This is a genomic window from Micromonospora sp. BL1 (assembly GCF_003667485.1).
GTDB classification, from domain to species: Bacteria; Actinomycetota; Actinomycetes; order Mycobacteriales; family Micromonosporaceae; genus Micromonospora; species Micromonospora tulbaghiae.
Window position 1 is genome coordinate 21,263 of record NZ_RCVK01000259.1, and the last position, 21,839, is coordinate 43,101.

At 73.9% G+C, this 21,839-nt stretch carries 22 protein-coding genes; 7 read left to right on the forward strand and 15 right to left on the reverse strand.

The features are described 5' to 3' along the window. Window positions 1-17 precede the first annotated feature (17 nt). The 5 genes from EAD96_RS17935 to EAD96_RS17955 are packed head-to-tail and all read right to left on the reverse strand — an operon-like array spanning window position 18 to window position 5,859. The gene (locus tag EAD96_RS17935) at window positions 18-1,625 is read right to left on the reverse strand and encodes an acyl-CoA carboxylase subunit beta (RefSeq protein ID WP_120572760.1); all 1,608 of its coding nucleotides are present in this window, start codon (window positions 1,623-1,625) and stop codon (window positions 18-20) included. Beyond that, the gene (locus EAD96_RS17940) at window positions 1,622-2,761 is read right to left on the reverse strand and encodes an acyl-CoA dehydrogenase family protein (RefSeq protein ID WP_121685118.1); all 1,140 of its coding nucleotides are present in this window, start codon (window positions 2,759-2,761) and stop codon (window positions 1,622-1,624) included. Before EAD96_RS17940 ends, EAD96_RS17935 begins: the two co-directional genes overlap by 4 nt. After that, on the reverse strand, window positions 2,758-4,428 hold the full coding sequence (locus EAD96_RS17945) for an acyclic terpene utilization AtuA family protein (protein WP_121685119.1): 1,671 nt from the start codon (window positions 4,426-4,428) through the stop codon (window positions 2,758-2,760). The genes EAD96_RS17940 and EAD96_RS17945 overlap by 4 nt, the downstream gene beginning before the upstream one ends. Continuing rightward, window positions 4,425-5,216, reverse strand: coding sequence for a TIGR03084 family metal-binding protein (locus EAD96_RS17950; protein ID WP_121685120.1), 792 nt, complete (start codon window positions 5,214-5,216; stop codon window positions 4,425-4,427). Before EAD96_RS17950 ends, EAD96_RS17945 begins: the two co-directional genes overlap by 4 nt. A gap of 31 nt (window positions 5,217-5,247) precedes the next feature. After that, entirely contained in the window at window positions 5,248-5,859 is a 612-nt protein-coding gene (locus EAD96_RS17955; protein ID WP_121685121.1) for a TetR/AcrR family transcriptional regulator, read from the reverse strand. Between the two features lie 138 nt (window positions 5,860-5,997). Here EAD96_RS17955 and EAD96_RS17960 point away from each other — a divergent pair, with 138 nt between their 5' ends. Then, the gene (locus EAD96_RS17960; RefSeq protein ID WP_121685122.1) at window positions 5,998-8,037 is read left to right on the forward strand and encodes an aminotransferase class I/II-fold pyridoxal phosphate-dependent enzyme; all 2,040 of its coding nucleotides are present in this window, start codon (window positions 5,998-6,000) and stop codon (window positions 8,035-8,037) included. Between the two features lie 13 nt (window positions 8,038-8,050). Here EAD96_RS17960 and EAD96_RS17965 read toward each other — a convergent pair whose 3' ends face one another. The 7 genes from EAD96_RS17965 to EAD96_RS17995 all read right to left on the reverse strand — a co-directional run bounded on the left by EAD96_RS17965 (window position 8,051) and on the right by EAD96_RS17995 (window position 13,253). After that, on the reverse strand, window positions 8,051-8,821 hold the full coding sequence (locus EAD96_RS17965) for a bifunctional 2-polyprenyl-6-hydroxyphenol methylase/3-demethylubiquinol 3-O-methyltransferase UbiG (RefSeq protein WP_120572766.1): 771 nt from the start codon (window positions 8,819-8,821) through the stop codon (window positions 8,051-8,053). Between the two features lie 4 nt (window positions 8,822-8,825). Continuing rightward, window positions 8,826-9,899 (reverse strand): radical SAM protein, encoded by a 1,074-nt coding sequence (locus EAD96_RS17970; protein ID WP_158614802.1) that lies wholly within the window; start codon window positions 9,897-9,899, stop codon window positions 8,826-8,828. Continuing rightward, entirely contained in the window at window positions 9,896-10,684 is a 789-nt protein-coding gene (locus tag EAD96_RS17975; protein ID WP_121685124.1) for a bifunctional 2-polyprenyl-6-hydroxyphenol methylase/3-demethylubiquinol 3-O-methyltransferase UbiG, read from the reverse strand. Before EAD96_RS17975 ends, EAD96_RS17970 begins: the two co-directional genes overlap by 4 nt. After that, window positions 10,681-11,175, reverse strand: coding sequence for a hypothetical protein (locus tag EAD96_RS17980; RefSeq protein ID WP_121685125.1), 495 nt, complete (start codon window positions 11,173-11,175; stop codon window positions 10,681-10,683). Before EAD96_RS17980 ends, EAD96_RS17975 begins: the two co-directional genes overlap by 4 nt. 2 nt (window positions 11,176-11,177) lie before the next feature. Beyond that, window positions 11,178-11,642: a glycosyltransferase gene (locus EAD96_RS17985; RefSeq protein WP_120572770.1), complete on the reverse strand. Its 465-nt coding sequence runs from the start codon at window positions 11,640-11,642 to the stop codon at window positions 11,178-11,180. Window positions 11,643-11,718: 76 nt separating this feature from the next. Then, window positions 11,719-12,462, reverse strand: a complete 744-nt coding sequence (locus EAD96_RS17990) for a metallophosphoesterase (protein ID WP_121685126.1) — start codon at window positions 12,460-12,462, stop codon at window positions 11,719-11,721. Window positions 12,463-12,575: 113 nt separating this feature from the next. Next, window positions 12,576-13,253 (reverse strand): Crp/Fnr family transcriptional regulator, encoded by a 678-nt coding sequence (locus EAD96_RS17995; protein WP_007466162.1) that lies wholly within the window; start codon window positions 13,251-13,253, stop codon window positions 12,576-12,578. 219 nt (window positions 13,254-13,472) lie between these two features. Here EAD96_RS17995 and EAD96_RS18000 point away from each other — a divergent pair, with 219 nt between their 5' ends. The 6 genes from EAD96_RS18000 to EAD96_RS18025 all read left to right on the forward strand — a co-directional run bounded on the left by EAD96_RS18000 (window position 13,473) and on the right by EAD96_RS18025 (window position 18,901). Continuing rightward, complete coding sequence (locus EAD96_RS18000) at window positions 13,473-14,159, forward strand: adenosylcobinamide amidohydrolase (RefSeq protein ID WP_121685136.1); 687 nt, start codon at window positions 13,473-13,475, stop codon at window positions 14,157-14,159. Between the two features lie 172 nt (window positions 14,160-14,331). Continuing rightward, entirely contained in the window at window positions 14,332-15,486 is a 1,155-nt protein-coding gene (locus tag EAD96_RS18005; protein WP_121685127.1) for a CapA family protein, read from the forward strand. Window positions 15,487-15,545: 59 nt separating this feature from the next. Beyond that, complete coding sequence (gene nth / locus EAD96_RS18010) at window positions 15,546-16,325, forward strand: endonuclease III (protein ID WP_091425783.1); 780 nt, start codon at window positions 15,546-15,548, stop codon at window positions 16,323-16,325. Continuing rightward, a complete protein-coding gene (locus EAD96_RS18015) occupies window positions 16,325-16,954 on the forward strand; it encodes a TlpA disulfide reductase family protein (protein WP_121685128.1) in 630 nt (209 codons plus the stop codon). Before nth ends, EAD96_RS18015 begins: the two co-directional genes overlap by 1 nt. Beyond that, window positions 16,951-17,646, forward strand: a complete 696-nt coding sequence (locus EAD96_RS18020) for a CoA pyrophosphatase (RefSeq protein ID WP_121685129.1) — start codon at window positions 16,951-16,953, stop codon at window positions 17,644-17,646. The genes EAD96_RS18015 and EAD96_RS18020 overlap by 4 nt, the downstream gene beginning before the upstream one ends. A gap of 76 nt (window positions 17,647-17,722) precedes the next feature. Beyond that, a complete protein-coding gene (locus EAD96_RS18025) occupies window positions 17,723-18,901 on the forward strand; it encodes a MarP family serine protease (RefSeq protein ID WP_120572775.1) in 1,179 nt (392 codons plus the stop codon). Window positions 18,902-18,916: 15 nt separating this feature from the next. Here the strand turns inward: EAD96_RS18025 and EAD96_RS18030 are convergent, their stop codons facing one another. The 3 genes from EAD96_RS18030 to mycP are packed head-to-tail and all read right to left on the reverse strand — an operon-like array spanning window position 18,917 to window position 21,785. Continuing rightward, complete coding sequence (locus tag EAD96_RS18030) at window positions 18,917-19,642, reverse strand: phosphatase PAP2 family protein (protein ID WP_121685130.1); 726 nt, start codon at window positions 19,640-19,642, stop codon at window positions 18,917-18,919. Between the two features lie 30 nt (window positions 19,643-19,672). Beyond that, on the reverse strand, window positions 19,673-20,464 hold the full coding sequence (locus EAD96_RS18035) for a phosphatase PAP2 family protein (RefSeq protein WP_121685131.1): 792 nt from the start codon (window positions 20,462-20,464) through the stop codon (window positions 19,673-19,675). Window positions 20,465-20,504: 40 nt separating this feature from the next. Beyond that, entirely contained in the window at window positions 20,505-21,785 is a 1,281-nt protein-coding gene (gene mycP, locus EAD96_RS18040) for a type VII secretion-associated serine protease mycosin (protein ID WP_199733212.1), read from the reverse strand. Between the last annotated feature and the right edge of the window lie 54 nt (window positions 21,786-21,839).

Sequence of the window (21,839 nt, forward strand, 5' to 3'; positions counted from 1 at the left end):
TTCCTCGCGCTCACAGGTCACATCCGGAAGACGCCGAAACCGTCGGCGCCCTTCACCGGTCCGTTGTGGATCGCCGACAGGCACAGCCCGAGGACGGTACGGGTGTCTCGGGGGTCGATCACCCCGTCGTCGTAGAGCCGCCCGGACAGGAACAGCGCGCCGGACTGCGACTCGATCTGCTGCTCGACCATCATCCGCATGGCGGCGTCGGTGTCCTCGTCGTACTCGCGTCCCCGGGCGGCGGCGGCCTGCCGGGCCACGATGGACAGCACCCCGGCGAGCTGCGCCGGACCCATCACCGCCGACTTCGCATTCGGCCAGGTGAACAGGAACCGCGGCTCGTACGCCCGGCCGCACATGCCGTAGTTGCCGGCGCCGTAGGAGGCGCCCAGATTGACGGTCAGGTGCGGCACCTTCGAGTTCGACACCGCGTTGATCATGAAGGCGCCGTGCTTGATGATGCCGCGCTGCTCGTACTCGGTGCCGACCATGTAGCCGGTGGTGTTCTGGAGGAAGACCAGCGGCGTGTCCGCCGCGTTGGCGAGCTGGATGAACTGGGCCGCCTTCTGCGCCTCCTCGCTGAACAGCACGCCCCGGGCGTTCGCCAGCACGCCGACCGGGTAGCCGTGCAGCTCACCCCAGCCGGTGACCAGCGCGGTGCCGTAGCCGGGCTTGAACTCGTCGAACGCGCTGTCGTCGAGCACCCGGGCCAGCACCTCGCGCGGGTCGAACGGCACCTTCAGGTCGGCGCTGGCGATGCCGAGCAACTCCTCCGGGTCGTACCGGGGTGGCAGCGGGTGCGGGTTGCGCGGCGGGGGACCGTGCTTGCGCCAGTTGAGCCGGCGGACGCACTGCCGGGCCAGCCGGATGCCGTCGCGCTCGTCCTCGGCGAGGAAGTCGGCCAGGCCGGACGTGGTGGCGTGCATCGACGCGCCGCCCAGTGACTCGTCGTCGGTGACCTCGCCGGTGGCCATCTTCACCAGCGGGGGCCCGGCCAGGTAGACCTGCGAACGGTCGCGGATCATGACGGTGAAGTCCGACATGCCGGGCACGTACGCGCCACCGGCTGTGGCGTTGCCGAAGACCACGCTCACGGTCGGGATCCGCTGCGCGGACAGGCGCGTCAGGTCACGGAACACCCGGCCGCCGGGAATGAAGATCTCCGCCTGGGTGGGCAGGTCCGCGCCGGCCGACTCGACCAGGTTCACCATCGGCAGCCGGTTGGCCGCCGCGATCTCACCCGCCCGCCGGGTCTTCGCCAGCGACCACGGGTTGATCGCGCCGCCGCGTACCGTCGGGTCGTTCGCCACGATCAGGCACTCGACGCCCTCGACCACGCCGATGCCGGTCACGGTGCTGGCACCGACCGGGAAGTCCGTGCCGTACGCGGCCACCGACGACAGCTCCAGGAACGGGCTGTCCGGGTCGAGCAGCAGCTCGATGCGTTCCCGGGGGAGCAGCTTGCCGCGACCGTGGTGGCGGGTCACGTACTTCTCGCCACCACCGCCCCGGGCCTGGTCGAGTGCCTCCTCCAGCTCGGCCAGGCGCTCCAGCAGCGCCTCCCGGTTGGCGGTGAAGGCGGGTGCGGACGGGTCGATCGTGCTCTGCAGGACTGTCGTACTCACAGGCCCATGCCCTTCGCGATGATCTCGTTCATGATCTCGGTGGTGCCGCCGCCGATGCCGAGCAGACGGGCGTCGCGGTAGTGCCGCTCCACCTCGGCGTCACGCATGTAGCCGAAGCCACCGTGCAGTTGCAGCGCGGCGTCGACGACGAAGTCGCACGCGGACACCGCCACGTTCTTCGCGATCGCCACCTCGGTCACCACCGGCTGCCCGGCGGCCACCCGCTCGGCGACGTCGTGGACGTACGCCCGCGCCGCGTCGGTGCGGCTGTGCATCTCGGCCAGCTTGTGCCGGACGACCTGGCGCCCGACGAGCGGACGGCCGAACGTCCGGCGGTCCCGGCACCACTGCACCGCCAGGTCCACGCAGCGCTGCGCGGTCGCGTACGCCTGGGTGGCGAGTGACAGCCGCTCGTTGGCGAACTGCTGCATGATGGCGAGGAAACCGGTGTCCTCCGGGCCGACCCGGTTCGTCACCGGCACCCGGACGTCGACGAAGGACAGTTCGGCGGTGTCCGAGCAGTGCCAGCCCAGCTTCTCCAGCCGCCGCCCCACCGTGAACCCGGGCGAGCCCTTGTCGATCACGAGCAGGCTGACCGAGCCCGAACCGGGGAAGTCGGTGCAGACCGCGGTGGTGACGAAGTCGGCGCGGGCCCCGCTGGTGATGTACGTCTTGGAGCCGTTGACGACGTAGTGGTCGCCGTCGCGGACCGCGCAGGTGCGGATGCCCGCCACGTCCGAGCCGCCGTCCGGCTCGGTGATCGCCAGCGCGCCGATCATCGTCCCGGCCAGCGCCGGCCGGACGTACCTCTCGATCAGCTCTTCGTCCTGGGTCTCGACCATGTGCGGCAGCGCGATCCCGTGCGTGAACAACGCGGCGACCAGGCCGGACGACCCGCCCGAGCGGATGATCTCCTCGGTGACCACCATCGAGTCGAGCAGGTCACCGCCGCTGCCGCCGACCGACTCCGGGAAGCCGATGCCGAGCAGGCCGATCTTCGCGGCTGTCTCGTGCAGCGAGCGGGGCACCTCGCCCGCCCGTTCCCAGTCGGACAGGTGCGGCAGCACCTCCCGGGTCACGAACGAGCGGGTCAGCTCGCGCAGTTGCCGGCGTTCCGGCGTGTCCACGATGGTCATGCCGGAACCTCCGTCGGTAGGTCGACCACTCGCGAACGCAGCAGCTCGCCGAGCGCCTTGGCCTGGGGGTCGAACCGGGTGGAGGCGGCCACGCCCTGCCCGAGCAGCCCTCGGATCACGAAGTTGACCGCGCGCAGGTTCGGCAGCTCGTACCGCTCGACTGTGAGCGCCGCGGTCTCCGGCAGCAGCTCGGCCAGCCGCTCCACCGTCAGCCAGTCGCGCAGCCAGGGCCAGGTCGCGTCGGTGCGGGCCCAGACGCCCAGGTTGGCGTCGCCGCCCTTGTCGCCGGACCGCGCGCCGACCAGCTCACCGAGCGGCCCGCGCCGGGTGGCGGCCGGAGCCGGTACGGCGGTGACCTCCCGTGCCGGTGCTTCGGCCGGTGTCGCCGTGACGACCGGCGGGGAGATCGGTACCCGCTCGCCGGACGGCAGCACCGCGACGTGCTCGACCTCGTCCTGCGCGATCGTGTCGGCGGTGAACACCCCGTACGGCGTGGCGTCACCGGGCAGCGTGGTGAGCGTGCAGCCCGGGTACGAGGCCAGCGCCAGCTCCACCGCCGCCGCCGAGAACGCCCGCCCGGCCCGCGACTTGTCGCCGTCGCGCAGGTGTACGTGCAGCAGCGCGCTGGCCGCCTCGGTGTCGCCGGTGTCCGGGTGGTCGGTACGGGCCAGCGTGAACTCCAGCCCTTCCGTGCCGACCGACTCCTCGATCTGGCCCCGGACCAGTGCCGCCTTGGCCGGGATGTCCAGCCCGCACAGCACGAACGTCATCGCGTTGCGGAAGCCGCCCAGGTTGTTGACGCCCACCTTGAGCGTGTCCGGCGGTGGCGTGCCCCGCACCCCGGACACGCGTACCCGGTCCGGGCCCTCCTGCTCCAGCCGCACGGTGTCCAGCCGGGTCACCACGTCCGGCCCGAGGTAGTCCGGCCCGCCCACCTCGTACAGCAGCTGGGCGGTGACCGTCTCGACCGTCACCGCGCCGCCGGTGCCGGAATGCTTGGTGAGCACCGACGAGCCGTCCGGGTGCAGCTCGGCGATCGGGAAGCCGGGCCGGTGCCCGCCGTCCGGCAGCTCGGTGAAGAAGCTGAAGTTGCCGCCGGTGACCTGCGCGCCGCACTCGATCAGGTGCCCGGCCACAGTCGCCCCGGCCAGCGCGTCGAGGTCGTCGCGGGTCCACCCGAAGCGGGCGACGGCCGGGCCGACCGCCAGCGAGGCGTCGGTGACCCGCCCGGTGACCACCACGTCCGCGCCCGCGTCGAGGCAGGCCGCGATCCCGAACGCGCCCAGGTAGGCGTTCGCGGTCAGCGCGTCCGGCCGCTGGAGCGCGTCGCCCTCGACGTACCCGACCCGCACCTGGAGGCCGAGCCGGTCGCCGAGCGACCGGATCGCGTCGGCCAGCCCGGCCGGGTTGAGGCCGCCCGCGTTGGTGACCAGCGTGACGCCGCGCTCCAGCGCGGTGCCGAGCACGCCCTCCGCCTGGCGCAGGAACGTCTTGGCGTAGCCGAGCGACGGGTCGCGCATCCGGTCGCGGCCGAGGATGAGCATGGTCAGCTCGGCCAGGTAGTCGCCGGTCAGCACGTCCAGCTCGCCGCCGTCGAGCATCTCCCGCCAGGCGGTGAAGCGGTCGCCGTAGAAGCCGGACGCGTTCCCGACCCGCAGCACACTCACGAGGAGGCTCCGTCCGGCTCACGCTTGCCGCCGGGCGGGCCGGCGAACGCCTGGGCCACGTCCAGCCACTCGTCGGCGACCGGTCCGGTGGCCGTCAGGGCCAGGTCCGCGCGGTGCCGGCGCTGCGTGACGAGCAGGCAGAAGTCGAGCGCCGGGCCGGTCACCCGGTCGGCCGCGTCGGCCGGCCCGAACTCCCACACGTCGCCGCCCGCGGGCGCGGTCAGCTCGACCCGCACCGGCACCGTGGGCACCTCGCGGCCGTGGGCTGCGAAGCCGTGCCCGAGGGTACGGAAGCCGAGGTGCGCGATGTGCCGCAGGCGCTCGGTCGGGGTGCGGCTGACGCCCAGTGCGTCGGCCACGTCCTCGCCGTGCGCCCACGTCTCCATCAGCCGGGCGGTCACCATCGACGTGGGCGACATGCTGGTGCCGTACCAGGGGATCTTCTGCCCGGCCGGGACGGCGGTGAGCGCCCCGGCGAGCGCCGACCGGCCGGCGCGCCAGCGGGCCAGCAGCGCGGGCGGTGGCGCGAGGAACGACTCGGCGCCGTCCTCGACCAGGCGCGACGGGTCCGGCGCGGCCATGACCGAGGCGAAGAACGCCGACTCGTCGGTGGCCGCCAGGTAGGCGACGTGGTCGGTCCAGGCCAGGTGCGCGACCTGGTGCGCGACGGTCCAGCCCGGGGCCGGTGTCGGCCGCTCCCATCCCTCCGGCGGCAGTTCCGCGACGAGCGCGTCGAGCTGTTCGGACTCGGCGGCCAGATCCGCGAGCAGGGCTGTCAGGTCGACCATTGTGCCTCCGGCGGGGATGGGCGTCAGGGGATCAGTGCCGCTCGCTCTCGGGGGTGAGCAGCGCGGCGAGCTGGCGTTTCCAGGTGTGCAGCAGGGCGGCGCGGCGGGGCGAGTCGTCGCTGAGCAGGTTGGCCACGCCGAGACCGCGGAGGAGGTCGAGGGTGGCCTGCACCGACTCGCGTACGCCCGGCCTGCGCTCGTCCACGCCGAGCAGCTCGACGGTGAGCCGGTGCATCTCGCGGCCGATCCGCGCCTCCAGCGGCACCAGCGCGGCCCGCAGCTCGGCGTCGGTCCGGGCGGCCACCCACAGCTCCAGCGCGGCCACGAACAGGGGGCCGGTGAAGGAGGCGGCGAGCAGGTCGACCACCCCGTCGAGCCGCTGCGGCCCGGACGGCAGGGCCGCGGCCTCGGCGCGCAGCTCGGCCGCCCGGCGCTCGGTCAGGTGCGTGACGGCGGCGGTCACCAGCGCGGTCCTGGTGGGGTAGTGGTGCAGCTGGGCGCCCCGGGAGACACCCGCGTGGGCGGCCACCACGGTCGTCGTGGTGCCGGACCAGCCGTGCTCCACCAGGCACTCGACTGTCGCTTCCAGCAGCCGGGCCTGGGTGGCGCGGCTGCGCTCCTGCTGCGGGACTCGGCTCGACACGCAGACAGCGTGCCCCGCCCAAAACAAACAGTCAAGCCTGACTTTTTTCGGGGTGTCGCCGACGCGGCCCCGACCGCTATCCGACACCTCCACACGGCCGTTTCCGCGATATCGTGCGGGCTCACGGGGAGGCACAACATGAATGACTTTGTGCTCGTCGGAGGGGCAGGCTTTCTGGGCACGGCGACCGCCGGGGCGCTGCTGGCCGCCGGCGCGCGGGTCACCGCAGTGGACCGTCATCCGCCCGCCGAGGCGAACACCGCCGCCGGCCTCGACTGGATCAGGGCGGACCTGCTCACCGCCGACCCGCCCGAGCTGCCGCCCGGCATCGTCGTGGTGCTGCTCGGCGCGAGCCACCCCCGGCCCCGCCACCCGTGGACGCTGCCGCTGGACAACGCCGTCAGCACTGCCCGGCTCCTGCCCCGCCTGGCCGGACGCCAGGTGGTGCTCACCTCCTCCGTCGAGGTCTACGGTGCCGCGCCCGGCCCGCTCACCGAGGACACCACGCCCGACCTGCCGTGGTCCGCCGGAGAACTCGACCGCTGGTGCGCACTCGTGCGCGACCTGGCCCGGGAACCCTGCCCGCCGTGGCGGGCCGCCCCACTCGCCCGGGCGATGGCCGACGCCGACCCCACCCACCGGTGGACGTACGCGATGGCGAAGCTCGCACAGGAACGACTCGTCGCGGACGCGATCCCGCCCGACCGGCTGACCGTGCTCCGGCTCGCGAACGTCTTCGGTGCGGGCCAGCACCGCGTGGCCACCCGGCTGGTCCGCCGGGCCCGCCAGGGACTGCCACTGCCGGTCACCGCGGACACCGTACGCAGCTTCCTGCCCGCGGACACACTCGCACGGATCCTCCTGCGCGGAATCGGCCTCGGCGTGTGGAACGTGGGCGGGGAACCGGTGCCGCTGACCGACCTCGCGACCTGGATCCGCGACCTGTGCGGCTCGTCGGCGCCGCTGCTCACCATGCCGCGCCCGGCATCGGACAGCTCCGGCCTGGTGGTCACCGACAAGCTGACCGCCGCCGGTCACCGGGTCGAGCCGCTCCGCCCGGCCCTGGCGAAGCTGGTGGCCGAGGTCGGCGACGACAGGGCTCCCCTGTTCCGACCGCCGCTGCCGGTCGTGGTGCCGCCCCCGCCGGCCCGCCCCGAGACGGTCGTCGCCCGCCAGCAGGAGGCGCTCGTCAGCGGGGAGGTCAAGCACGGCAACCGGTGGACGCGCGAGCTGACCGAACGCCTCGGCAAGGAGTTGCAACTCGACGACGACCACCGGGTGCTGGTCACCGCCTCGGGGACCGCCGCCCTGCGGATCATGGTGGCCGCCACCGTCGGGCCGGCCCACCCCGGCGACGTGGCGGTGCTGCCGTCCTACACGTTCCCCGCGACCGCCGAGATCCTGGTCCAACTCGGGTACACGCTGCGTTTCGTCGACGTGGACGCCGCGACCTGGACGATCGACCCCGTTGCTGTCGCCGCCGCGATCGAGCGGGGCGGCGTACGACTGGTGCTCTGCGTCGACACCTTCGGCAACCCGTGCGACTATCCGGCCCTGCGGGCGGTCTGCGACCCCGCCGGGGTGGCCCTGCTGGCCGACTCCGCCGCCGCCCTCGGCAGCCTGCACCAGGGGCGTCCGGTGGCACAGCAGGCGTTGTCGCACTCGTACTCGATGAGCTTCGCCAAGGTCGTGTCGGCCGGTGGCGCCGGCGGCGCGCTGGTGCTGCCCGCCGACGCCGCCGAGGCGGTCCTCGCCGCACCCGCCGGCTGGACCCGCTCCGAGCTGATGAACGAACTGCACGCCGTCGTCGCGGTCGACCAGCTCGCGGAGCTGGACACGCTGGTCCGGTGCCGGGCAGAGGTGGCCGAGGTCTACGCCGCCGCCGCGTCCGCTCTGCCGGTGGAGGTCCAGCAGGTCCGTCCCGGGGACCGGCACTGCTGGGTGCACTGGGTGGCGCGCTTCGCCCGGCGCGACCGCGTGGCGACGCGGCTGGCCGCCCTCGGCGTACAGACCAAGCCCTACTTCGCGGCGATCCACACCGGCCCGCTCGGCGGCGGTGAACGCCTACCGGTGACCGAACGGCTGGACGCCGAGGCGCTGGCCCTGCCGATGTCCTCGGAGATCACCGTGGAACAGGCGGAACGGGTAGTCGCGGCGCTCCGCCGCTGCCTGGACTGAACCGGGCGGGCGGTCAACCCGGAGGGCGGCGGCCGGTCACCAGCAGTTGCTTGCCGGCGTCGGCGAGGACCGGGTCGTCGCCCAGCCGTCGCTCCAGCGCCAGCAGCGCGTCCCGGTCGGCGGACAGCCGCCCGGCCAGCCCGGCCCGCCCCACCGCGGCGGCGCTGACCAGCAGCCCGGCGCTGCGGATCTCGACCAGGCCGGCGGCGCGGAACGCGGCCTCCAACCGGGCCCGGTCCAGCAGGTGCAAATCGGCGGCGTGCCCCTCGGCACGCCAGACACCCCGCCGGCGGGTCAGCCGGTCCACCGCCTCGTCGTCCCGGCCCGCACCGACCAGTTCGAGGACCAGGCCCACCAGTGAGTCGACCAGCACGGCCAGCACGCCACCCGGGCGCAACCACCCGGCCAGGTGCCGGACCGCCTGCTCGGGATCGGCTGTGTACTGCAGGGAACCCATCGCCAGCACCGCGCCGGCCGTAGCCGGCAGTGTCACCTCCGTCATCGAGCCCTCGACCAGCGTGAAGCCGGGACCGGGCGGATGACGGCGCAGTTCGGCGACCATGCCCGGCGCCTGCTCGACGCCGGTCACCGGATGGCCGAGGTCGAGCAGCCGCCGGGCCCACCGGCCCACGCCGCAACCGGCGTCCACCACCGGGGCGCCCGGCGGCAACAACGCCTCGACCCGCTCCCACGCCAGGTCGTCGTAGGCACGCCGGTGCGGCACCGCGAAATGCTCCTCGTAGCCGGACGCCAGCGCGTCGTACAGCGGCTGGCTCGGGCGCATCGGCTCAGACAAGACGGCGCCGCCCCCGCAGCCACTGCCGGTCGGCCAGGTAGGTGCCCGGCCGCCAGCGCAGGTTGAGGCTGTAGTTGCTGCCGCAGCCGACACACTCCTTGCGGAACAGCCGCGCGTGCTCGTCCCGGTATTCCGGCGCGTCGACGATCTCGGCGATCGGGCGCTGCCGGACCGAGGCGGTCGGGTCGTGCGCCCAGCAGCCGCCGATCTCCCCCCGGGAGTGCACCATCAACTTGAGCTGTGACTCGGCGCACGGCAGGTCGCGCTGGACGAGATCGTCGAAGTGCCCACGCAGGTAACGCAGCTCGGAGTAACGCGGCAACCACCGCCGGTCGGCCCGGGCCATCGTCTCCAGCTCGGCCAGCGCCGCGTCGAGCCGGTCGCCGGCCACGTCGGTCTGGTCGGTGACCGCGTCGGTGCGGAACAGGAACGTCCGGTCGGTGACCAGGTTGAGATAGAGCGCCACGCCCAGCTCCTGGGCCAGCGCCGCGATGCCGGGCAGGCTGTCCACGTTGTCCCGCATGACGGTGAAGTTCATCCGTACCTTCAGACCGAGCCGGTCCCGGGCGGCGATCAGGTTCCGCAGGTGCCGGGTCGTCGTCTCGAAGGCCCCGAGTCGCCCGCGGATCCGGTCGTGCACCAGCGCCGTCGGGCCGTCGACGGAGACGTTGAAGCTGCGTACGCCTGCGGCGAGCACCTCGTCCAGAACGGGCGGGGTGAGGCGGATGCCGTTGGTGTTCAGGTGCAGGTGGCGTACCCCCACCTCGCGGGCGTACGACATCAGGGCCAGCGCGTCCGGCCGGATCAGCGGCTCGCCGCCGGTGAAGTTCACCTTGTGGATGCGCAGCGCGACGAGCTGACGCAGGACGTCGCGCCACTCGTCGGTGGAGAGTTCACCCTTGGTGTTCGTGGTCCAGCAGCCGCAGCTCGTGCAGCGCAGGTTGCAGTTGTCGGTGAGGAACAGCTCGGCGACCAGCGGCCGTACGTGCAGCCGGGGCGCGATGCGTTCCTTGACGGCGAGCCGGCCGAAGAACCAGGCGAGGCGGGCGGTGTCGGCGACGGTCACGGCAGTCTCCGGGCGGTGACGAAGAGGTTGGCCGAGCGGAACAGCCGGCCGTCGAGATGGATGCCGCGCTCCAGCAGGCGGCGCACCGGGCCGCCGGTGAGCAGCGCCGGGATCTGCAACCACCGCCAGAAGAGGTTGGCGCCGGTCACCGTGGCCGGGGTGAAGCCCGCCGTGCGCAGCAGCCGGAGCAGGTCTTCGGTGCGGTAGTTGGTGTGCCGGTCCCGGCCGACCGACATGTCGCCCCGCAGGTTGTCGGAGAGGTCGGCGAACCGGCTGTGCCACACCTGCGACCCGAACCGCCACGAGTAGATCCGGCGGTGCAGCCGGGGGAAGTCGAACTTGGCATTGTCCGGATCGAGGAAGGTGAAGACGTGCCGCCGGGGCACGGTGAGCACCAGCAGCCCACCGGGGGCGAGCACCCGGTGCGTCTCGGTCAGCAGCGCGATCTCGTCGGGTACGTGTTCCAGCACGTCGAGCAGGCTCACCGAGTCGAAGTGGCGGTCGGCGAACGGCAGCGGCTCGCCGACCCCGAGCCGGTGCAGCGGCAGATCCGGGTGGCGGGCCGCCAGCTCGGCGAGGTAGCCCGGGTGCGGGTCGGCGCCCTCGCAGGCCACGGTGCCGTGTTCGTGCAGCACGGCGAGGAAGTCTCCGGTGCCGCAGCCCAGGTCGAGGTGCCGGCCGGTGCGGCCGGAGAGTGCGGCCCAGGCGAACGCGTACCGGCGTAGCGGGTGGGTGGCGAAGGGCTGCACACCCGCCCGGGGTGCCGCCTCGTCGGCCCGGCTCATCGGACCAGCCGGGCGCAGAGCGCGTCCATTGTGGCGGCCAGGCGTTCGCCGTCGACCGGGCCGGGCAACGGGCGTTCCGCGAGCAACCGGTGTTGCCGCTGCGGGTGCGCGGCCACCACGGCCGGCAGCTCGGCCACGTCCCACACCGCGACCACCCGGCCCGAGCGTTCCTCCTCGCGCAGGTATTCGACCTGGTGGTCGTTGCCCATCTCGCCCCGTGCCGCCTCCCGGGCCACCGCGACCGGCACCCGGCCGAGCCGCTGGACCAGCCGCACCGTGTTACCGGCGTGGGTGATCACCACGTCGGCGGCGGCCAGCCGCCTTCGCAGGTCGTCCAGGGGCAGGAACGGGGCGTGCGGGCACGGCGGGGTCACCGCCGACGTGCCGGTCTGCACGAACACCTCGTGCGCGGCACACAGCGGCGCGACACCCTCGATCAGGCGGTCGAACGGCCACGGGCCCATACCGACGGTGACCAGGAGGCGGGCCATGGCTAGTAGAGCTCTCCGATGAGGACCGCGCGGGGCCGGGACGCCAGCAGGGCGGGTCGCTGCACCAGCACGGCGGCGGCGAGGCGGGAGCAGAGCCGGGCGGCGGCTCCGGCGGGCCCGGTCATGTTGAACGTCTCCAGCCACAGCGACGGCACCCGGAGCAAGCGGGCGGCGAGGAAGACGCCCACGGCCACGCCGGTGCCGGCCGAGACCACCACGTCGGGTCGCTCCCGGCGCAGCAGCCGCAGGGCCCGCCAGGCCGCCGGCAGCACCCGCCACCGGGTGCGCGTCGACAGCTCGGGCTGCCAGTGCACGCGCTGCCCGGTCAGCGCCACCTCGGTGTCGGGGGCGCGGACCGCCACCCACACCGGGTCGTGCCGCTCCCACCACGGTCGGAGCGCGAGCAGGTCGAGCAGGACGCCGCCGCTGCTGGAGACGAGGAGGATCCGATACCGCCGGTCCGTCACTACTTCACGCTAGCCCAGCGTCGCGGATCGCGATGCCCCGCTCCAGGCTGGACGGACGCCTCCCGGAGGGCTCGGGTCAGCGGCCGTCCCGCGGGGCGAAGACCGTGAGGGCGTCGGCGTCGGAGTGGCGGGAGCGGACGTACTCGTCGGCCCAGGCCGCCGCGTCCGGAAACGCCGACGCGGCGGCGACCCGGGCGCAGGCGGCGTCCACGTCGAAGCGGGTCCGGCGCAACTGCACACCCGGGCCGAGCAGCGCCCACCAGGCGCCCGCGCCCCCGTACGGCATGCCGACGCTGCCCGGGTTCACCACCAGGCGGCGGTCGACCAGCCGGGTGAACGGCATGTGCGTGTGCCCGCAGACCACGGTGCCGACCCCGGCCGGCAGGCCGGCGAAGACCTCGGCCCAGCGGTCGAGCCGCGAGTCGACGAGCACGACCTCCTCGTCGTCGCGTGGGGTCGCGTGGCAGAACAGCACCTCGCCCAGGCCGGTGACCGGCAGCGTGACGGACGGCGGCAGCGCGGCCAGCCGGGCCACCTGGTCGTCGCGGAGCTGCCCGGCGGCCCAGTTCGAGACCTCGATCGGGGAAGCCACCCCGGCCCGCGCCTGCACCAGCTCCCGGTCGGCGTTCCCGCCGACCCAGCAGGCCCGGTCACCGAGTTCGGCCAACCGGTCCAGCACCTCGACCGGCTGCGGACCGGCCGCCAGGTCACCGGTGAGGACGATCAGGTCGGCGGCGGCCACGTCCGGCTCGGCCAGGACGGCTTCCAGCGCGGGCAGCACACCGTGGATGTCGGAGAGGACGGCGACACGATCAGGCATCGTCCCAGCCTGGCGACACCGGCCCGGGAGGACCAAGCGATTCTGCGGCGGGCAGAGACGGCGCCGGCCCGGCTCGCACGGAGGCGGGCCGGGCCGGGAAGCCGGTACGGAGGTCAGACCCGCGCGCGGCGGGCCAGGCGCTCCGGGTCGAGGATGATGATGCTCTTGCCGTCCAGCCGCAGCCAGCCGCGCGAGGCGAAGTCGGCCAGCGCCTTGTTGACGGTCTCCCGGGAGGCGCCGACGAGCTGGGCGATCTCCTCCTGGGTGAGGTCGTGCGTCACGCGCAGCACGCCGCCGTCGCGGGTGCCGAAGCGGCCGGCCATCTGGAGCAGGTTCTTGGCGACCCGGCCCGGCACGTCCGTGAAGATCAGGTCGGCGAGCGAGTCGTTGGTCCGGCGCAGCCGGCGGGCCAGCACCCGCAGCAGCTGCTCGGCGATCTCGGGCCGGTTGTTCAGCCACGGCCGCAGCGCCTGCTTGCGCAGCCGGACCAGCCGGGTGTCGGTGACCGCCGTCGCGGTCGCCGTACGCGGACCCGGGTCGAAGAGCGACAGCTCACCGACCATGTCCGACGGGCCCATCACGGCGATCAGGTTCTGCCGGCCGTCCGCCGCGCGGCGACCCACCTTGATCTTGCCGGACAGGAGGATGTAGAGACTGTCACCGGGTTCGCCCTCGTTGAACACGATCTCGCCCTTGCGGACCTCGATCGTCTCCATCTCCTTGGCGAGCGCCTCGGCAGCCTCCGGGTCGACACCCTGGAAGATCCCGCTGCGGGCCAGTACCTCGTCCATCGCGCACCTCCGCCTGCGCGTGCCGTCCGTCGGCCGGGTCCGCCGTCCGCTGATCCCTCGCGCGCCGCCAGTCTAGGCGCACATGAGTAGGAATCAGAGGTGCACCCCTGGAATCTTGATCGTTGGGCGTAACCCGCCCGACCCGGTGAGCAGCTAAGATCCCGCCTCCGGTCCGGGCCGGCGCCACCCGTTCCCTCCTGTGATCGTAGGGTGACCGGCGTGCTGTGTGAGCCGTTCCTGACCAGCCGGTCCGAATCCGGGTCGGACATCCCCGTGCTGGCCTGGCGGGCCGAGGCGCCGCTGCTGGCGGTCGGCTCCGCGCCGCTCGGCGGGGGAATCGGCGTCCGCGGGTGGGTGCTGAACGCGACGGTGCCGATGTCGTACGACCGGGACGACCCCGCCGCGCACCTGGCCGAGCTGGCCCACGGCCTCGACCTCGACGGCCCCGGGGTCGGGCTGCTGACCGGCGTGGACGTGACCGAGGTGGTCCGCCGCACCGACGGCGGCGTCCGGGTCTGGGCGACTGTGGGCCTGGGCACGCCGGTCTGGGCCGCCGCGCCCGATCCGGCGCCGCCCGCCGCGAGCGAGCCGGCCCGGCCCGCGCAGCGCGTCGGCACGGTCAACATCGTCGCGTACGTGCCGGTGCGGCTCGGCGACGCCGCCCTGGTCAACGCCGTGGCCACCGCCACCGAGGCGAAGGCGCAGGCGATCTGGGAACTGGGACTGCCCGCCACCGGCACCCCCACCGACGCGGTGACGGTCCTCTGCCCGGCCGAGGGCGATCCGGCCCCGTACGGCGGTCCCCGGTCGGCCTGGGGCGCGCCGCTGGCCCGGGCCGTGCACGCCGCCGTCCGCTCCGGCGGCGCCGGGACCGTCGTGCCCTGGTCCGACCGACGGGCGGGCTGACGTGCGCCCGTCACATGCGACACGCCGGGTTTTCCGACCGATCGGCCCTCGTCGCGGCGTTCCGGGGACGGTAGCGTCGCCGACGATGTACGCTTCCGCCCGCTCTGTGCCCCGTACCCTCCGCGCCGCGGCCGCCGGGTCGCCTGCCGCCGTTCCCGCACCGCGTCGCGCGGTGCCCGGCCGGCGCCTGGCCGCGTTCGCCGCGCTCGTCGCCGTCCTCTTCGTCGCCGGCTGCGGCGGCGACGCCGGCGGGTCCGGCGGCGACCCCAGGTGGCAGGCGGGGCAGGGCGGCGGATCGACCGGCTCGGCCGGGCCCCAGACGGGTGACCAGCCGGCGGCGCCCGACGCGTCCAAGGAGCCGTCGATCTCGCTCACCGCCACCGGTGACGTGATCATGGGCAACGCGCCGGACCGGCTGCCGCCCAACGGCGGCAAGGGCTTCTTCGACGACGTGAAGTCGGCGCTCAAGGGCGACCTCGTGATGGGCAACCTGGAGGAACCGCTCACCGACGACACCGGCGCCGGCAAGTGCGGCCCGGAGCCGAAGAACTGCTACCAGTTCCGCGCGCCGCCCGGCTACGCCGCGCACCTGCGGTCGGCCGGGTTCCAACTGCTCAACCAGGCCAACAACCACGGCTACGACTACGGCCGCCAGGGCTACGAGAACACCCAGTCGGCGCTGGAGGCGCACGGCCTCAAGCACACCGGCGCGCCGGGCGAGATCACCGTGGTGGACGTCAAGGGCATCAAGGTCGCCGTGGTGGGCTTCTCGTCGTACCCCTGGTCCAACAGCCTGGTCGACCTGAACGCCGCCAAGCAGGTGATCGAGATGGCCAAGGAGCAGGCCCAGATTGTCGTGGTGCAGGTGCACATGGGCGCCGAGGGAGCGGACAAGACCCGGGTGAAGCCCGGTACCGAGATGTTCTTCGGCGAGAACCGCGGCGACCCGATCCGCTTCTCCCGTACCGTCATCGACGCCGGCGCCGACCTGGTCATCGGGCACGGCCCGCACGTGCTGCGCGGGATGGAGTTCTACAAGGGCCGGCTGATCGCGTACAGCCTCGGCAACTTCGCCGGTGGCGGCAAGTCGCTGAACAGCTCGGGCCGGCTCGGCTGGGGCGGCGTGCTCAAGGTGTCGCTCACCGCCGAGGGGAAGTTCGCCGGCGGCACGTTCACCTCGACCGTGATGAACGGCGTGGGCCGTCCGTCGGTGGACCGGCAGGACCGCGGCCTCGGACTGGTCCGCGAGCTGAACCGGGCCGACTTCCCGGACACCGGCGCGAAGCTCGACGGGACCGGCAAGATCACCGCACCGGCGGGTGGCTGAGCGCACCCCGGCCGCGCCGAGCCGCCGGAGCGTCGGCCCCGCGACGTAGGCTGGCCGACGTGACCACGCGCTCCCCCGAGACCGACCTCGGCCGTACGCGCCGCGCCCGGCGCATCGGCCGCGTGCTGACCGAGACACACCCCGACGCGCACTGTGAACTCGACCACTCCAACGCGCTGGAGCTGGCAGTGGCGACGATCCTGTCCGCCCAGTGCACCGACAAGAAGGTCAACGAGGTCACGCCGAAGCTGTTCGCCCGCTACCGCACCGCCGCCGACTACGCCGGGGCGGACCGGGCCGAGCTGGAGGAGATGATCCGGCCCACCGGGTTCTACCGCAACAAGACCAGCTCCCTGATCAACCTCGGGCGGGCGCTCTGCGAGCGGTACGACGGCGAGGTGCCCGGCCGGCTGGCCGACCTGGTGACCCTGCCGGGCATCGGCCGCAAGACCGCCAACGTCATCCTCGGCAACGCGTTCGGCGTCCCCGGCATCACCGTCGACACGCATTTCCAGCGGCTGGTGCAGCGGTGGCAGCTCACCACCGAGACCGACCCGGTCAAGATCGAGCACGCGATCGGCGCGCTCTACCCCAAGCGCGACTGGACGATGCTGTCGCACCGGGTGATCTTCCACGGCCGCCGGGTCTGCCACGCCCGGAAGCCCGCCTGCGGCGCGTGCACGCTGGCGAAGCTGTGCCCCGCGTACGGCACCGGGCCGACCGAGCCGGCCGCCGCGGCGAAGCTGCTCAAGGGCCCCCGCGCCCGTGACCTGGCGGTGGCCGTCGGCCTCGACCCCGACCTGGTGCCGCAGCAGGCCGCCGCGGCGGACGTGCCGTGATGCGCCGGTTCGCCTACCTTCTCGCCCCGCTGCTGCTCGCGGCCGCGGGCTGCACCGCCACGACCGAGCAGCCGGAACGTCCCGCACCGGCGACCCGGGCCGAGCGTCCCTCGCCGTTCGCCGACTGCACCCCGCTGACCGTCGCGCCCGCCGCCGCGTCCCCGACGTCCCCCGGAAAGGCCGTGTCCCCGACGCTTGCAGGGAAGGCCGGGGACCAGCTCCCCGACCTGACGCTCAACTGCTTCACCGGCGGCACGCCGGTGAGTCTGCGTGACGTCAAGGGTCCGGCGGTGATCAACGTGTGGGCGTCCTGGTGCCCGCCGTGCCGCAAGGAGCTGCCCGCGTTCCAGCGGCTCAGCGAGCGGGCCGACGGCCGGTTCCAGGTCATCGGCGTAAACAGCCGGGACAGCCGCGGCGGCGCGCAGTCCATCGGCGAGGACTACGGCGTCGACTTCCCGATGCTGCTCGACCAGGGCGACGCGTTCCAGCGCGCGCTCGGACGCAACGCGTTCCCGCTGACGGTGCTCGTCGACGCCGACGGGCGGATCCGGCACACCGACGCGACCGGCGCGCTCGACGACGCCCGCCTCGCCGCGCTGCTCCAGCGTCATCTCGGGGTGCGGGTATGACCCGACGGCCGCCCCCAGGGTGGTTCGACCCGCTGCTGGGCCGACTCGGCACCGCACGGGCGGAGGACTTCACCCGCATCGTCACGCCGTCCAGCGGCGGCCGGGAGAGCGCCGTGCTGGTGCTGCTCGGCGAGGAGCCCGGCGCCGGGCCGGACGTGCTGGTCCTCCAGCGCGCCGCGACGCTGCGCAACCACGCCGGGCAGCCGGCCTTCCCGGGTGGTGCGGCCGACCCGGAGGACGCCGACGCCCGCGCCACCGCGCTGCGCGAGGCGAACGAGGAGGTCGGCCTCGACCCGGGCAGCGTCACGGTGCTGGCCGAGCTGCCCCGGCTCTGGATCCCGGTCAGCGACTTCGTGGTCACCCCGGTGCTCGCCTGGTGGCACGACCCGCACCCGGTGCACCCGCGCGAGCCGGCCGAGGTCGCGCACGTCGCCCGGCTGCCGGTCACCGAGCTGGTCGACCCGGACAACCGCATGCGGGTACGCCACCCGAGCGGCTGGATCGGTCCCGCCTTCTCGGTGCGCGGCATGCTCGTCTGGGGCTTCACCGCGGGCGTGATCGACCGGCTGCTGGAGATGGGCGGCTGGTCCCGGCCCTGGCCGCACTCGCGCGTGGTGGAGCTGCCGCCCGTCGACGCCACGCCCGCTCCGTCGGCGGGCACCGAGCCGGCCGACGAGAGCCCGGTGCGGTGATCACCCGTACGCATCCCCGGGTCACGTTCCGCGAGCGCTGAGCCGAGCGCGGGCCAGGTGCCCGTACCCTTGGGGCGTGTCCGCCGTGGATCTCGTCCTCCTTCTGCTCATGCTCGTGTTCGCGATCAGCGGATACCGTCAGGGCTTCGTCATCGGGGCCCTGTCGTTCTCCGGCTTCTTCCTGGGCGCGCTGCTCGGCCTCCAGGTGGGGCCGCTGATCGCGCAGCAGTTCGCGACGAGCGGCACACGCGTGCTGATCTCCCTGGTGGCGATCTTCGGGCTCGCGGTGCTGGGGCAGGCGCTGGCCGGCTGGCTCGGCTCCAACCTGCGGGCCGCCATCACCGGGCCGGCCGGGCGGAAGATCGACGACGTCGGCGGCGCGTTCATCTCGGTCGTCGCGGTCATGCTCGTGGCGTGGCTGGTCGCCGTGCCGCTCGGCTCCTCCTCGGTGCCGTGGCTGGCCTCCTCGGTGCGCAACAGCGCGCTGCTCACCGTCGTCGACCAGGTGCTGCCGGACAAGGCGCAGGACCTGTCCACCGCGCTGCGCGACACGGTCGACACCAACGGATTCCCGGACGTCTTCGGCGACCTCGCGCCGACCCGGGCCCGGCAGGTCGCGCCGCCCGACCCGGCGCTGGCCAACTCCCAGGTGGTGCAGAACAGCAGGCGGTCGGTGGTGAAGGTGCTCGGCTCCGCGCCGAGCTGCTCGCGCCGCATCGAGGGCTCCGGCTTCGTGTACGCCGACGACCGGGTGATGACCAACGCGCACGTGGTCGCCGGCACCCGCTCGGTGGCTGTGGAACTGCGCGGCGAGCGGTACGACGGCGAGGTCGTCGTCTACGACCCGGACCGGGACCTGGCGGTGCTCTACGTACCGGGGCTGCCCGGGCCGTCGCTGCGCTTCGCCGCCGGCCCGGCCGCCACCGGCGCCGACGCGATCGTGCTCGGCTTCCCGCTCGACGGCCCGTACGACGCCCGCCCGGCCCGGATCCGGGACGTCGACCGGATCACCGGCCCGGACATCTACTCGGCCGGTGACGTCAACCGGGAGATCTACACGATCCGGGCGCTGGTGCGCAGCGGCAACTCCGGCGGCCCGCTGGTCTCCTCGAACGGCCTGGTGCTCGGCGTGATCTTCGCGGCGGCAGCCGACGACCCGAACACCGGCTTCGCGGTGACCGCCGCCGAGGCGCGACCGGTGGCGCTGGCGGGCGCGGAGCGTACCCGGGGAGTGGCCACCGGCGACTGCACCTGAGCCGGCCGGCGGCGCTCAGCCACCCGCCGGTGCTCCCGCCGGTGTCGACTCGTCGCCGGAGCGGGACAGCGGCAGCCGGGCGCGGCCCCAGGTGAGCGTGCGGTCGAGTACCGCCCGCGCCATGATCGCCACGCAGGCGCCGCCGTTGAGGAACGAGGCGACCACGTCGCTGGGGTGGTGCATGCCCCGGTACATCCGGGTGAGCGCCACACCGATCGGCACCAGCACCAGCAGCGTCCACCAGCCGACCTTGGCCGGGGTGCTGCGTGCCCGCAGCGCCAGTAGCACCGCGAGACCGACGTAGAGCGCTGTGGCCGCCGAGGTGTGCCCGGACGGGAAGCTGGACGTGGGCGGGGAGGCGTCCATGTGCGCGACGGCCGGGCGGTTCCGGTCGATGGCCATCGTGGTGAACAGGAAGATCAGCGCCTGCGCGGTCACCGCCGCGCACAGGAACAGCGGCTCCCGCCAGCGGTGCAGCGCCAGCCGCAGCACCAGCGCCGCCAGCACCGTCACCACGACGATCATCTGGGTGCTGGCGAGCGTGCTGAACACCAGCGAGACGTCGTTCCACCCCGGCGTCCGGTCGCCGGCCAGCTCACGGTTGACGGTGTCCTCCACGGTGAACGGCCAGGTGCGGGCCAGCACCCGGGTCACCAGCAGGCCCAGGCCCACCATCAGCGCGAACAGCAGGGCCAGCGGCAGCAGGACACGCCGGGTGACTCGGATCACGACGTCGGACATGGGCTCGCCTGTACCCCGGCGCGGGTCCGGCTACGCCCGGCCGCCCTCCGGCCGCCGGTCGGCCAGCTCCGGCTCGACCCCCTCGCGCAGCGGACGGGCGGACGGCCGCCCGGATCCGCCGCGCCAGGTGGCGAACGCGGCCGAGGTCGCGGCCACCACCGCCACCCCGAGCACCCAGCCGCCCACCACGTCACTGGTCCAGTGCACGCCGAGCGTGATCCGGCTGAGCCCGGTCACCACCGTGACCAGCAGGGCGGCGGTCCACAACGCGACCCGGCCCCGGCGGCTGTCCCGCACGAACGGCAGGAACACCAGCAGCAGCACACCCGCCGCCAGCGTGGCGTTGAGCGCGTGCCCGGACGGGAAGGAGTAGCCGGCGGCCCGGGCCACCGGGTCCAGCAGATCCGGCCGGTCCCGGCCGACGAGCAGCTTGAGCAGCGCGCCGAGCAGCCCGCCCGCGACCATGGTGACCACCACCCAGACCGCGAGGCGGGGCGCACCGCGCCGGACCAGCCACACCACGACCACGACCGCTGCCACCCGCAGCGGGCCGGGGCCGAACACGTGCGTCCAGACCGTCATCACACCGGCCCAGGCGGGATGGGCCTGCGCGTACCCGTGGAGCGCGTCGGTGATCGAGGCGTCCAGCCGCAGCAGGGGCGGCCAGGCGCCGAGCACCAGCAGCGCGAGCAGGGCGAACGGCACCAGCACCAGGAACGCCGCGGCCACGGTCAGGGTGAGCCGCAGGCCCAGCGAGTGCTCGGGGTCGAGGCGGCGGCTCCGCCACGACCGGTGCGTGACCGTCGCCCCGGTGGTCTCCATGGGGCTTCCCCTACCCACCCGGGGACGGGATCAGACCGGTTCAGCGACGGGTCTGCCGGAACCGGCGAACCATCAACGCGGTGCCGGTGACGAGCGCGACGAACAGGGCCAGGCCGGTCCAGAGCCGCTCCGGCGCGGAGACGTCCGTCTGGCCCGCCGGCCGCGCGTTCCAGCTCTCCGCCGTACGCCCGAGCGGGTCGCCGCGCCGGCCCGCCGCGGCGGCCCGGGTGTCCCGCTCGTCGCCGGGCGCCGGCCCGAAGCCCACCACGCCGGGGGAGTCGTTGTCGTCGAGCGGGTTGTGACCCACCGGCGGCACGTCGGCGGTGAGCGCGGCCACCGGGTCGACCAGGCCGTAGCCGAACCGGTCGTCCCGGCCGGTCGGACCGAGATCCCGGGCGGTGGCGATCAGCCGGTTGACCACGTCCCCGGCCGACATCTTCGGATAGCGTGCGCGGACCAGGGCAGCCGTCGCGGCGACGAGCGGCGCGGCGAAGCTCGTCCCCTGCACCCGCCAGTAGCCCTCCGGCCGGGCGCCGTAGAGCCCGGTGGCCGGGGCACTGAGCACCGTCTCGTGACCAGTGATCGAGCCGGACCAGAGGTTCTCGCTGGTCCGCTCCAGCCCGGCGACCGCGAGCACACCCGGCTCCCGGGCCGGGTACCAGACCTCGGTGGTCGTCGAGGTGGCCAGGTTGCCGGTGCAGGCGACCACCACCACGTTCCGGGCGAACGCGTAGTCGAGCGCCGCGGCCAGGGCCGGGTTGTCGCTGCTGCCGCCGAGCGACAGGTTGACCACCTGGGCGCCGTTGTCGACCGCCCAGCGCACCGCCTTGGCGATGATCAGCGCGTCGTCGTAGCGGTTCTCGGCGTCGAGGACCCGGACCGGAAGGATCTTGGCGTCCGGCGCCAGCCCCAGCACGCCCCGGTCGTCGTCGGCCCGCCCGGCGATCAGCCCGGCGACAGTGGTGCCGTGCCCCACCGGGTCCGGGCCGTCCGAGCCGTCCGGCGTCACCAGGTCCAGGCCGGGCAGCACCTGACCGGCCAGGTCGGGATGGGTGCCGTCCACACCGGAGTCGATCACCGCGACCACCACGCCGCGCCCGGTCGAGGTGCGCCACGCGGTCTTCGCCCGCAACTCCTCCAGCTGCCACTGCTCGTCGCGTACCTGGTCGGTGCGCAGCAGGAGGTCGGGGCTCACCCAGGGGCGCACCACAGTGGCCGGGGCGGCGGGTGCGGCATGGGCCGGCGGCGCCAGCGGACCGGCCACGGTGACCAGCGCCGACACGGCGGCGAGCAGCGCGCGTCCGGCGCGACGCCGGGGCAGCCCACCGGGCGGTCCCTGCCGATCCCCTGTCACATTCCCCAGCCGTTCGGTCGC